General features: G+C 61.6%; 12 protein-coding genes. 11 read left to right on the plus strand and 1 reads right to left on the minus strand.

Annotated elements, in window-relative coordinates:
• Nucleotide 1: 1 nt before the first annotated feature.
• On the minus strand, nucleotides 2–883 hold the full coding sequence (locus N6L27_RS21980; RefSeq protein WP_271909568.1) for a LysR substrate-binding domain-containing protein: 882 nt from the start codon (nucleotides 881–883) through the stop codon (nucleotides 2–4).
• 136 nt (nucleotides 884–1,019) lie between these two features.
• Between N6L27_RS21980 and N6L27_RS21985 the strand changes: the two genes are divergently transcribed.
• The 11 genes from N6L27_RS21985 (at nucleotide 1,020) to N6L27_RS22035 (ending at nucleotide 12,590) form a co-directional block, all read left to right on the plus strand.
• On the plus strand, nucleotides 1,020–2,021 hold the full coding sequence (locus N6L27_RS21985) for a sterol desaturase family protein (RefSeq protein ID WP_271909569.1): 1,002 nt from the start codon (nucleotides 1,020–1,022) through the stop codon (nucleotides 2,019–2,021).
• 314 nt (nucleotides 2,022–2,335) lie between these two features.
• Nucleotides 2,336–5,419 (plus strand): valine--tRNA ligase, encoded by a 3,084-nt coding sequence (locus tag N6L27_RS21990; protein ID WP_271909570.1) that lies wholly within the window; start codon nucleotides 2,336–2,338, stop codon nucleotides 5,417–5,419.
• Between the two features lie 184 nt (nucleotides 5,420–5,603).
• Nucleotides 5,604–5,912, plus strand: coding sequence for a DUF1330 domain-containing protein (locus N6L27_RS21995; protein WP_271909571.1), 309 nt, complete (start codon nucleotides 5,604–5,606; stop codon nucleotides 5,910–5,912).
• A 42-nt stretch (nucleotides 5,913–5,954) separates the two neighbouring features.
• Nucleotides 5,955–6,416, plus strand: coding sequence for a tellurite resistance TerB family protein (locus N6L27_RS22000; protein WP_271909572.1), 462 nt, complete (start codon nucleotides 5,955–5,957; stop codon nucleotides 6,414–6,416).
• The gene (locus tag N6L27_RS22005; RefSeq protein WP_271909573.1) at nucleotides 6,416–6,856 is read left to right on the plus strand and encodes a tellurite resistance TerB family protein; all 441 of its coding nucleotides are present in this window, start codon (nucleotides 6,416–6,418) and stop codon (nucleotides 6,854–6,856) included. Before N6L27_RS22000 ends, N6L27_RS22005 begins: the two co-directional genes overlap by 1 nt.
• A complete protein-coding gene (locus tag N6L27_RS22010; RefSeq protein ID WP_271909574.1) occupies nucleotides 6,853–7,626 on the plus strand; it encodes a phosphate/phosphite/phosphonate ABC transporter substrate-binding protein in 774 nt (257 codons plus the stop codon). Before N6L27_RS22005 ends, N6L27_RS22010 begins: the two co-directional genes overlap by 4 nt.
• A 134-nt stretch (nucleotides 7,627–7,760) precedes the next feature.
• Nucleotides 7,761–8,540: an ABC transporter ATP-binding protein gene (locus N6L27_RS22015; RefSeq protein ID WP_271909575.1), complete on the plus strand. Its 780-nt coding sequence runs from the start codon at nucleotides 7,761–7,763 to the stop codon at nucleotides 8,538–8,540.
• A 39-nt stretch (nucleotides 8,541–8,579) separates the two neighbouring features.
• A complete protein-coding gene (locus N6L27_RS22020; protein WP_271909576.1) occupies nucleotides 8,580–9,287 on the plus strand; it encodes a transporter substrate-binding domain-containing protein in 708 nt (235 codons plus the stop codon).
• A 111-nt stretch (nucleotides 9,288–9,398) separates the two neighbouring features.
• Nucleotides 9,399–10,283 (plus strand): ABC transporter permease, encoded by an 885-nt coding sequence (locus N6L27_RS22025; RefSeq protein WP_039186322.1) that lies wholly within the window; start codon nucleotides 9,399–9,401, stop codon nucleotides 10,281–10,283.
• On the plus strand, nucleotides 10,280–11,086 hold the full coding sequence (locus N6L27_RS22030; protein ID WP_271909577.1) for an ABC transporter permease: 807 nt from the start codon (nucleotides 10,280–10,282) through the stop codon (nucleotides 11,084–11,086). Before N6L27_RS22025 ends, N6L27_RS22030 begins: the two co-directional genes overlap by 4 nt.
• A 184-nt stretch (nucleotides 11,087–11,270) precedes the next feature.
• A complete protein-coding gene (locus N6L27_RS22035) occupies nucleotides 11,271–12,590 on the plus strand; it encodes a glutamine synthetase family protein (RefSeq protein WP_271909578.1) in 1,320 nt (439 codons plus the stop codon).
• The last annotated feature ends 57 nt before the right edge of the window (nucleotides 12,591–12,647 follow it).

Below are 12,647 nucleotides of genomic sequence, written 5' to 3' on the forward strand. Positions count from 1 at the left end.
CTCAGACGGCTGCCACGTAATCCAGCAGCCAGTCCCGGAACAGTTTTGCAGCGGGACGCAGAGCGCCACCATCCGGGTAGATCAGGTGATAGGCCTCCTGCCCCTGCACTTCCACCTCCGGCAGGCAGCGCACCAGCCCGCTGGCCTTCACCACAGCATCCGAAGCCGGGGCGCGTGCCAGCGCAATCCCCATCCCCTGTGCCGACAGCTCTGCCGCCATCAGCGAATTATCTGCAAAGAAATAACGTGCCTGACCGTGCGGCAGACGCAGGCTTTCGAACAGCTGCACCCAACTGGCCCGATGCGTGGACACCTCGATCAAGGGAAAACGGAAGAGATCCTGCGGAGAAGGGATTTGCGCAGCAATTTCTGGCGGGGCCACCGGATAGAGCACCTCGCGCAGCAGTTCGTCACCCTCGGTCCCGAACAGTGACGGGTTGCCGAAGACGATCTGCAAGTCAGTAAACTGGTTGGCAAAATCCGCCGCCATATTGCCGGTGCTAAGCGCCAGGCTGACCTGCGGATGCGCGGCCTGGAATTCCGGCAGCCGGCGTGCCAGCACCCCGTGTGCAAACAGCAGCACCGACTGCACAAACAGCCGCTGCTCGCGGCTTTCCCCGAACAGGCCGGTGGTGGCGGTTTCCAGCATCAGCAGCGACTGCTGGACCGAGGGAAGATAGGCCCGCCCGGCCTCTGTCAGCGTCACCGCATGGGCATGCCGGTGAAACAGCGGCGTGCCCAGCTGCGTCTCCAGCGCCTTTACCTGCTGGCTGACGGCAGCAGCCGACATGTTCAGCTGCGCCGCCGCACGGGCAAAGCTTTCAGTGCGCGCTGCGGCCTCGAACACACGCAGCCAGTTCAGGGAGGGAATCCGGGTCGCCATGCAGTAAGGCTAAGCAAAACTTACCCTCACCGGCAAGACATACCGTGCTGGGATTTTCCACCCCTCCCCTAGGGTTCATGGCAGCGAACAGCCCCCACGGCAGCAGCCGCACCACCAGCCAGACGAGAGACGAGACATGACCAGTCCCGCCAATGCGCCGCGCCCCAAGCGCAAGATTTGGAACTTCACCCCCGCGCTTCCGATCCAGACCTCCCCCTATTGGGATTGGCCTTTAAGGCCGCTGGCCTCGATCAAGTACCTGCTGCAGAGCTGGAACCCTTTGGCGCTGCGGGCACTGTTGCTGGGTTTCGCCATCGTTACCTGGGCTTTCTTCACCCCGCCGCTTGACCGCATCGCCACCTTCAGCTGGGACTGGGTGGCTGAAATCTGGTTCCGCAATTTCTGCATCCTGATGGTGGTGGCCGGCGGGCTGCATCTGGCGCTTTGGAAGTACCGGACGCAAGCGGATGAATACCGCTATGACATGCGCCCGATGATGAAAGGCGCCAAGGTCTTCACCTTCAAGAACCAGGTCTGGGACAACATGTTCTGGACCCTTGGCCCGGCACTCACCTTCTGGACCTTCTGGGAGAGCCTGATCCTTTACGCCTATGCCAACGGCTGGGTCACCATGATCACGCTTGAGGAAGATCCCGTCACTTTCGTTCTGATGACCATCTTCATCCCCATATGGGCGGGCTTTCACTTCTACTGGCTGCACCGGCTGCTGCATGTGGGTGTGCTCTATACCAAGGTGCATGCCTGGCATCACCGCAACATCAACACCGGCCCCTGGTCCGGCCTGGCGATGCATCCAGTGGAGAGCTTTTTCCTGATGTTCGACACGATGATCTTCTTCCTGCTGCCGGGGCATCCGGTGCTGGCGATCTTCCTACTGTTCCACCACGGCATCGGCGCCCCGACCTCGCACGCAGGGTTCGAGCATCTGAAACTCGGCAACAAGGCCAAATTCCTGGTCGGCGATTTCTTCCACCAATTGCACCACCGGTTCTTTGACTGCAATTACGGCACCTGGGAGACACCCTGGGATGAGTGGTTCAACACCTTTCATGACGGCACCGAAGAGGGCAATGAAATGGTCAAGGAACGCCGGCGCAAGATTTGGAACACGGGCTGAAGGCCCCTAAATTCCGTGCGGAGAGTGAAAATCGTGCGCCCGGCCCATACCGCGGAATGCGCGTCAGCAGGGGCCGGGCGGCTTTGGGTGCGGCGCCCGCCGCGGGCGCCTGAAATCCAGCACACCCAGCGGTACAGCGGGGTGCATAGTGGAAGTTCAACGCCGCAGCCTGCCTTTGGTTCCCGGAAAACCGCATCTTCCGGCACACGAAAGCTTTGCCTGCCAGCTGCCGCGCCACAGGGCACTTTCCCTTTGCCGCCCCTTTCGGTAAGGGATAGCCCGACCCGAAATGACACGCACGCAGGACCTAGCGCATGGCGATGGAAAAGACATTTAACGCGGCCGAAGCCGAAAGCCGCCTTTACAAGGCCTGGGAAGAGGCTGGCTGCTTCAAGGCAGGCGCCAACGCCAAGCCTGAAGCCTCCACCTTTTGCATCATGATCCCGCCGCCGAACGTCACCGGCGTCTTGCACATGGGCCATGCTTTCAACAACACACTGCAGGACATCCTGATCCGGTGGAAACGCATGCAGGGATACGACACCCTTTGGCAGCCGGGCACAGACCACGCAGGCATCGCAACGCAAATGGTGGTGGAGCGCGAGCTGGCTAAGAACCAGCAGCCGTCCCGCCGGGAACTCGGCCGCGAAAAGTTCCTGGAAAAGGTCTGGGAATGGAAGGAAAAATCCGGCGGCACCATTGTTGAACAGCTGAAACGCCTCGGTGCTTCCTGCGATTTCTCCCGCACCGCCTTTACCATGGCAGGTGCTGCGGGCGACACCCGAACGGGCCACGAAAACTCTCCCAACTTCCACGATGCCGTGATCAAGGTCTTTGTGGAAATGTACAACAAGGGGCTGATCTACCGCGGCAAGCGGCTGGTGAACTGGGACCCGCATTTCGAGACCGCGATTTCCGACCTTGAGGTCGAGAACATTGAGGTTGCGGGCCACATGTGGCACTTCAAATACCCGCTCGCGAACGGTGCCACCTACACCTATGTGGAAAAGGACGAAGACGGCAACGTGACCCTCGAGGAGGAGCGCGACTATATCTCCATCGCCACCACCCGGCCCGAGACCATGCTGGGCGACGGTGCGGTGGCCGTGCACCCCTCGGACGAGCGGTATGCGCCCATCGTCGGCAAACTGTGCGAAATCCCGGTCGGCCCCAAGGAGCACCGCCGTCTGATCCCGATCATCACTGACGAGTACCCGGATAAGGACTTTGGCTCCGGCGCGGTGAAGATCACCGGCGCGCATGATTTCAATGACTATCAGGTCGCCCGTCGCGCAGGCATTCCGATGTACCGCCTGATGGACATGAAGGGTGCAATGCGGACAGACGGCGCGCCTTATGCCGAGGCGGCGGGCATAGCCATGGCGGTGGCCAAGGGCGAGCAGACCCTGTCCGCAAACGAGGCCGACACCGTCAACCTGGTGCCGGACGACCTGCGCGGCCGGGACCGTTTTGAAGCGCGCAAGCGGGTGGTGGAGCAGATCACCAGCGAGGGGCTGGCGGTGATGAAGACGGTCACCAAAACCGATCCCGAGACCGGCGAAGACGTCGAAGTCCGGGAGCCCTTCGTCGAGAACAAGCCGATCATGCAGCCCTTTGGCGACCGCTCCAAGGTTGTGATTGAGCCGATGCTGACCGACCAGTGGTTCGTGGACGCCGAAAAGGTTGTCGGCCCGGCGCTGGACGCCGTCCGCAACGGCGATGTGAAGATCCTGCCGGAAAGCGGCGAGAAAACCTATTACCACTGGCTTGAAAACATCGAGCCCTGGTGCATTTCGCGCCAGCTGTGGTGGGGCCACCAGATCCCCGTCTGGTACGGGCCAAGCAAGGACCAGATTGCCGCCTTCAAGGAACACGACGGAGCGACCCCGTTTGTGGTTCAGGACCAGGTAACTTTCTGCGCCGCGTCCGCCGAAGAAGCAGAGCGGATGGCTGCTGACTACTACGGGGCGGATTGGAAGATCGAGTTTCTGAGCCATGCCTACCAGCGCGAAACAGATGCGTCTCCGATCTCGCGCACGCTGGACGGTGTTATCGCGCTCCAGCGCGATCCCGATGTACTGGACACCTGGTTCTCCTCCGGTCTCTGGCCGATCGGTACGCTGGGCTGGCCGGAGTGGACAGCGGAAACCCAAAAATATTTCCCGACTTCGACCCTGGTCACCGGTCAGGACATTTTGTTCTTCTGGGTCGCCCGGATGATGATGATGCAGCTGGCGGTGCTGGACGACAGCCTGCCGGTCAAGGAACGCATCCCCTTCGATACCGTCTACCTGCATGGCCTTGTGCGGGACGCCAAGGGCAAGAAGATGTCGAAATCCACCGGCAACGTGGTCGACCCGCTCGAGATCATTGACGAATTCGGCGCCGACGCGCTGCGCTTCTCTTCCGCTGCTATGGCCGCGCTTGGCGGTGTGCTGAAACTGGATATGGAGCGGCTCAAGGGCTACCGGAACTTCGGCACCAAACTGTGGAATGCGGTGAACTTTGCCCATTTCAACAACGTCTACGACGAGACCGTCCCGGCCTATGCCTGCCCGGACGCCAAGGCGGCCGTGAACCAATGGATCGTAGGCGAGACCGCCAAGGTGCGGGTTGAGGTCGACGCCGCACTGGAAGCCTACCGTTTCAACGACGCGGCCAATGCGCTTTATGCCTTTGTCTGGGGCAAGGTCTGCGATTGGTACATCGAGCTGTCGAAGCCTCTGTTCGGCTCCGAGGATGAGGCGGTGATCGCCGAGACCCGCCAAACGCTGGGTTGGGTGCTGGACCAGTGCATGATCCTGCTGCACCCGATCATGCCCTTCATCACTGAGGAGCTGTGGGGCAACACCGCCAAGCGCGAGAAGATGCTGGTGCACGCGGATTGGCCCGCCTACGGCCCTGAACTGATCAACGCCGAGGCTGACGCCGAGATGAACTGGGTGATCACCGCGATTGAAAACATCCGCTCCACCCGCGCGCAGATGCATGTGCCTGCAGGAGCCAAGATACCAATGGTGGTCACTGAGTTCTCCGATCAGGCCCGCTCGGCCTGGGAGAAGAACGAGGCGATGATCCAGAAACTGGCCCGCATCACCGCCCTGGAACAGGTGGAGAGTTTCCCCAAAGGCTGCGCAAGCGTGGCCGCACCGGGTGCATCCTTTGGCTTGCCTCTGGCTGACGTGATCGACGTGGACTCCGAAAAGGCCCGGCTGGAGAAAACCCTGGGCAAGCTCACCAAAGAGCTGGGCGGCCTGCGCGGACGGCTGAACAACCCGAAATTCGCGGCCTCCGCGCCCGAAGACGTGGTTGCGGAAGCCAAGGCGAACCTGGCCGCGCGCGAGGAAGAGGAAGCCAAGGTCAAGGAGGCGCTGGCGCGCCTGGCCGAGATCGGCTGATCCTGTTGTAAAGCTACACTGAAACGCCCGCCTGTCCGGTGGGCGTTTCACTTCTTGCCGCATTTTATTGAAACCAAACGCATTTCCAGAAATACGGGGAATTTCCTGACAACCACCCCATTGTCTTTGCAGAAGATTTGTATCAGCCTGCCCGCAACCATAAGAACAAGGGAGGCTGCAGCCCATGCCCGACGAAACAGCACCTAAGGGATATTGGGTGGCCCATGTGGATGTGCGCGACATGGAGCGCTATCAGGCCTATATCAACGCTGCCCGTCCTGTTCTGGCAGAATACGATGCAAAATTTCTGATCCGCGGCGGCGAGCGGGAAGTCCGCGAAGGCGCCTTCCGGGCCCGCACTGTTGTCCTTGAATTCAAGGATTTCGAAACCGCCAAAGCCTGCTATGATTCCGTGGCTTATCAAGACGCCAAGGCCTTTCGCGATCTGGTCTCGACGGGTGATATGCACATCATCGAAGGGTATGCGGGCTGACCCCGTTTTCCCTGCCGCTCTGCCTGAGGTCTGCCGATGCCTATGCTCAAGAAGCTTTTTCAAGCGTTCCGCCCCTCTGAACCGCCTGCCCTGCCTGATCCGGACGCAGAACTGGCGCTGGGGGCGCTTCTGGTTCGGGTGGCGCAGTCTGACCGGGACTACAAGCTGGAGGAAATAAGCCTGATCGACCGCATTCTGGCGCGGCTCTATCAGCACAACGCGATCGAAGCCGCCAAGGTCCGCGCCACCTGCGAGAAACTGCACGCCGCTGCGCCCGAAACAGACACTTTCGGCCGGCTGATCCGCGAGACAACCGGGCTTGAGGAACGGCTGGCGGCACTGGATGCGCTGTGGGAGGTCGTATTGGCTGACGGCAATGAGCATGAGGGCGAAATCACCATCATCGAAGACGCCCGCAAGGCGATGGGACTGTCCTATGCCGACAGCGAAAAAGCCCGCGCCCGCGCGGTGGCGAAATTCAGCCCCACAGCGGAGGACAGCTGATGTTCAAGGAATTGCTGAACCGGCTGCTGGAGCCTGCGCCTGCACAGCTGGACGACGAAGGCGCAAAACTGGCCCTGACGGCACTGCTGGTGCGGATTGCCCGCTCTGACCACAATTATTCCGAGGTGGAGAAGGACCGCATCGACCGTATTCTGACCACCCGCTACGGACTGGACACCGGCGGCGCGCTGATCCTGCGCGAACAGGCGGAGGCCATGGAGGCTGAGGCGCCTGACACTGTCCGCTTCACCCGCGCCATCAAGGACGCGGTGGCTTATGAGGACCGCACCGGCGTCATTGAGGCGCTGTGGCAAGTGGCCCTGGCCGACGGCCACAGGGATGAAAACGAGGACGCGCTGCTGCGGCTGTCCGCCAGCCTGCTGGGTGTCTCCGATGTGGACAGCGCCTTGGCGCGCAAACGGGCGGAGGCCGCGAAATGATTGCCCATCTTGGCATGTATGACCGCCCGGAAACCGCTGTGGCCAACGACAGGTTCTGGGCCGGGATCCGTAAGCATCTGGGCAGCGGCCCGGACCAGCTGACCCGTGATGCAGATTTCTGGCGGGTGTGGAAATCCCCGGACCTGCTGCTGTCGCAAACCTGCGGCTGCCCCTACCGCACCCGGCTGTACGGCGAAGTGGAGCTTGTGGGCACCCCGGACTACGGCCTGCCAGGCTGCGAGCCTGGCTATTACAACAGCGTCTTTGTGGCCCGTCAGGAGGACGCAAGCCAGCCGATCGCCGCCTTTGGCGGTCGCCGGTTTGCCTACAACGAATCCCTGTCGCAATCAGGCTGGGCCGCGCCGATGGTGCATCTGCACGACCGCAGCATCCTGCCCGGCTCGCTGGTTGAAACCGGCGGCCACCGGCGGTCTGCCGAGGCTGTTGCCGAAGGCCGCGCCGACTTTGCCGCGCTTGATGCCCTGTCCTGGGAGTTGATCCGCGAATATGATGATTTTGCGGCGGGCCTTTGTGAGATTGAGCGAACAGCGCCCACGCCCACCCTGCCTTTTATCACCGCCCTTGGCCGGGACACGGGTGAGCTATTCACCGCGATAGAGGCCGCTATCCAGGAATTGGATGCGGACACCAAGGCGTGTTTGCACCTGAACGGTCTGGTGCGGTTTACTCCCAGCGACTATTTGGCGGTGCCGACGCCCCCCGGCCCGGCGCTGACCGAACAGCGCATCCGCGCAGCAGAGTTGACGTAGCGCCCCTTCCGAAATGGGCCGCCGGACCCGCCATTTTGACACCTGAGGTGCCAGCTTGTGCGGTTTGAACGTTGCATTCGGTCTTTTTTTCGGTCCAATAAGAACGAATTTCCACGCACAGGGACAACGACACCTTGACCGATACAACGCCCGTTCTGCAAATCCGCGGCCTGCATAAATCCTATGGCGAGCTGGAAGTGATCAAAGGCGTCGACATCACCGCCAAAAAGGGCGACGTGGTGTCGCTGATCGGATCTTCGGGGTCTGGCAAGTCCACTTTGCTGCGCTGCTGCAACCTGCTGGAGGACAGCCAGCAGGGGGAAATCCTGTTTAAGGGCGAGCCAATCACCTGGTCCGGTCAGGGGCTGGCGCGCCGCCCCGCTGACGCCAAGCAGGTGCTGCGCATCCGAACCAACCTGTCGATGGTGTTCCAGCAGTTCAACCTGTGGGCCCATATGACCATTCTGCAAAACGTGATGGAGGCCCCGGTCACAGTGCTGGGCCGCGACAAGGCTGAGGTCGAGGAAAAGGCCCGCCACTATCTGGCGAAGGTCGGCATCGGTGATAAATGCGACGTCTACCCGGCGCAGCTGTCCGGCGGCCAGCAGCAGCGCGCGGCGATTGCCCGGGGCCTGTGCATGGAACCGGAGGCGCTGCTGTTCGACGAGCCCACTTCGGCGCTGGACCCTGAGCTGGAGCAGGAAGTGGTCAAGGTGATCAAGGATCTGGCCGCCGAGGGCCGTACCATGCTGATCGTGACCCACGACATGAAAATGGCGGCTGATGTGTCCAGCCATGTTGTGTTCCTGCACCAGGGCCTGATCGAGGAAGAGGGCACGCCGGATGACGTCTTTGGCGGCACCCGCTCTGAGCGGCTGCGGGCGTTCTTGTCATCGACCCGCCACGAGCAATAACAACCAAATCAAAAACCAACCAAAAATGGGAGTAACTTTATGAAATCACTGATCCTTGGCACCGCCGCCCTGGCGCTGACCGCGGGCATGGGCCTGGCGGACACCGTACGCCTGGGCACTGAGGGCGCCTATGCGCCGTGGAACTTCGTCAATGACGCCGGCGAGATCGACGGCTTTGAGCGCGAGCTGGGCGATGAGCTGTGCAAGCGCGCCGAATTGACCTGCGAGTGGGTCAAGAACGACTGGGATTCGATCATTCCGAACCTGGTTTCCGGCAACTACGACACCATCATCGCCGGCATGTCGATCACCGACGAGCGCGACGAAGTCATCGACTTCACCCAGCCCTACACGCCGCCGGATCCGTCCGCATATGTGGCGCAGTCGGCTGACGTCGACCTGGCAGGCGGCGTGATCGCAGCCCAGGCCACCACCATTCAGGCGGCCTTCATCGCTGAACAGGGCTGGACCCTGGTCGAATTCGCCACCCCGGAAGAAACCGTCGCAGCCGTGCGCAACGGCGAAGCTGACGCGGTTCTGGCCGACAAGAGCTTCCTCGACACCGTTCTCGGTGACGATCTGGTGATGCTGGAGAAATCCGAATCCCTGGGCGGCGGCGTTGGCATGGGCTTCCGCGAGTCGGATGCAGACCTGCGCGGCAAGTTCGACGCGGCAATCCAGTCGATGAAAGATGACGGTTCGCTCAATGAACTGATCGCCAAGTGGGAAGTGTCCTCCCAGTGGTAATCTGATCCTGTTTCGGGATCTTGCAGGCCCGCGAGCCGCAGCGCGCGGGCCTCATTCATTCACTTCCGGTACCTTCTGCCCCGGGCGTGAGCACAGAAAGACAGGGTACATATGTTTTCCTATTGCACGGACCCATCCACGCTTGAGGGGCTGAGCTGGCTCAGCTGCTATCTAACCACCGGCAAGCATGTGAACCTCTACATCTCGGTCTTCGTGGTGCTGACCCTGCTGGCGATCACCGCGCCGGTTGCACTGCTGTTCGGTTTCGGCGCGGCCAGCGCCGCCCGCTCCAAATTCCTGCCGCTGCGCTGGTTCGGCAAGGGCTACACCAGCATCGTGCGCGGCGTGCCAGACATTGCCTTCTTCCTGTTCTTCGTCATCGCACTCGATCAGGCGTTCGAATGGATGCGTCATAAGGTGAAATGCCCGGACTGGGACCAGCCGATCCGCCAGGGCATCGACTTTGTCGTTTGCGACGCGGCCAAGCTGCCGCTCTCCACCTCGCCGCAGTGGGTGCATGAAACCTATGGCTTTTTCCTGGCTGTCCTGACCTTCTCCATCGTCTTTGGCGCTTTTGCCGCCAACGTCCTTTACGGCGCAATGCGCGCCGTGCCGCGCGCCCAGATCGAAACGGCTGAGGCCTATGGCATGACACACCGCCAGGCGTTCTGGCGCATCCTGGTGCCGCAGATGTGGGTCTATGCCCTGCCCGGCCTGTCAAACCTGTGGATGGTACTGATCAAGTCCACACCGCTTCTGTTCCTGCTGGGGGTTGAAGACATCGTCTATTGGGCGCGGGAACTGGGCGGCACCAAGACCGCGCGCTTCACCGACTACCCGCACCCGAATTGGCACGTCTGGTACTTTGCCGCTCTGCTGGTGTTCTACCTCTGCTTCACCAAAGTGTCCGAAGTTGTTCTGGACCGCATCATGACCCGCCTGACCAAGGGCCAAGCCACAGCAGCAGGTGAAGCACAAAGAAAGGCAGCGGCATGAGTTGCGTTGAAACGATCCAGGCCTATGCCTTCCGCTCCCTGGGATTTGGCGAACGGCTGCTGCCGCGCGGCGAGTACACCCTGTGCGAGCATTTCACCCTGATCGGCTCCGGCCTGATCTGGAATGTCTATTTCGGCGCGCTGGCGCTGATGACCGGCTTCTTCCTGGCGGTGGCGCTGGCGGTTGGCAAATTCAGCCCCAACCCGCTCTTCCGCAAGCCCGCGGAGTGGTTCATCTTCGTGTTCCGCGGCAGCCCGCTGTTCATTCAGTTCTTCTTTGCCTACGCCTGTTTCCTTAGCCTCAAGGGCGTCTCGGGCTTCTTTGACCCGTTCACTTCAGCCTGGCTCGGCGCGCTGGTCGTGCTGTTCTGCAATACCGCGGCTTACTCGGGCGAGATCTTCTACGGCGCCCTCCTGTCGATCCCCAAGGGCGATATCGAGGCCGCCGATGCCTATGGCATGACCGGCTGGAACCGCTTCCGCCGCATCACTTTCCCGACCATGCTGCGGCTGGCCTGGCCGGCCTATACCAACGAGGCGATCTTCCTGTTCCACGCCACCACACTGGTGTTCTTCTCCGGCTTCCCGGCCTGGCGGCAGCAAGGCGACGCACTCTATTACGCCAGCTATTTCGCCGACAAGACCTTCAACCCCTTTGTCCCCTACCCGATCCTGGCCTTCTACTTCATCCTGCTGACGCTGGTAATTATCAGCCTGTTCGGCTTTGTGAACCGGCGGCTGAACCGGCATCTGCCGCAGGAACGGCGCGCTAAGCCCAGGCTGAGGATAAGCCTGATCCGCTAAAAGCAGAATGGCTCCTTCGGGAGCCATTTTCTTTGGATGCAGGCAAATTTGCTGAGCATCAAGCAGCCGGGCAGCAACCGCTGCAACACGCCCTTCCGCTGCCGCATCAATCTTTTGATCAAATTATCTTGGCGAATGGATTTCCTTAGGCTAGGGTTGGCGCAACGCACTTATGGAGCCCCAAATGGACCTGCCCGGACTGAAGACAATCCGCATTGCCGCCTGTGACATGAACGGCCAGATGCGCGGCAAGCGGCTGCCCGCGAGCCAGGCCGGCAAGCTTGAGAGCGGCGGTGCCCGGATGCCGGTTTCTGCCCTCAATGTCGACCTTTGGGGCCGCGACGTGGAAGACAGCCCGCTGGTGTTTGAAACCGGCGATGCAGATGGCGTAATGCTGCCCACAGAACGCGGCCCGGTGCCGATGCCCTGGCTCAAGACCGCCTCTGCGCTGGTGCCGATGGCGATGTACTGGGAGGATGGCTCCCCCTTCCTAGGCGACCCCCGCCATGTGCTGGCAGATGTGCTCTCACGCTATACCGCGCACGGCTGGACCGTTGTTGCCGCCACTGAGATGGAGTTCAGCCTGCTGGACGACAGCGGCGCCCGCCCGGCACCGCCGATTGACCCGTTGACTGGCCGTGAACTGGATCAGCAATCGGTGCTGTCGATTGCCGAACTGGACGCCTTTGACGAGTTCTTCTCTGACCTCTACGAAGGTGCCGAGGCAATGGGCATTCCCGCCCAGGACGCCATCTCAGAGGCCGGCCTTGGCCAGTTCGAAATCAACCTCCTCCACCAGGAAGCCATGCGGGCGGCGGATGATGCCTGGCTGTTTAAAGCGCTTGTAAAAGGGCTTGCGCGCAAACACGGTTTTGCCGCGACCTTCATGGCCAAGCCCTATGCCGAAGAGGCCGGCAACGGCATGCATGTGCATTTCTCGGTCGAAGATCAGGACGGCAACAACATCTTTAACGACGGCAGCGATAAGGGGTCTGACCAACTGATGCATGCCGTCGCGGGCTGCCTGGCGGCGATGCCCGCCAGCTCGCTGATCTTTGCACCGCACGGCAATTCCTATGACCGGCTGGTGCCGGGCGCACATGCACCCGTCAGCGCCGCCTGGGCCTATGAAAACCGCACCGCCGCCATCCGTATCCCCGGCGGCAGCCCCAAGGCGCGCCGGATCGAACACCGGGTCGCAGGCGGTGACATCAACCCCTACCTGATGCTGGCCACAGTGCTGGGTGCAGCTTTGGCCGGGATCGAGGACAAGATGCAGCCGCCTGCACCGTCCGAGGGCAACATCTACGAGATCGAGGGGCTGCCGCAGCTGGCCGCCGACTGGGAGACCGCAATCAACTGGTTCGACACCGACCCGCTGATTGCCCGCATTCTGCCGGAACTCGCCATCCGCAACCTGGTGATGACCAAGCGGCAGGAGCTCAAGGGCTTTGCGGAACGCCCAAGGGAGAGCCATTGGCTGTCCTGGCTGGAAGCGGTATAAACCCGCTTTGCCCGCGGCGTCCGGCAAGGCTCTTGCCCGCCCCTGCATCCTCGGCTA

It is taken from the genome of Leisingera sp. SS27 (assembly GCF_028368855.1).
Classification (GTDB): Bacteria; Pseudomonadota; Alphaproteobacteria; order Rhodobacterales; family Rhodobacteraceae; genus Leisingera.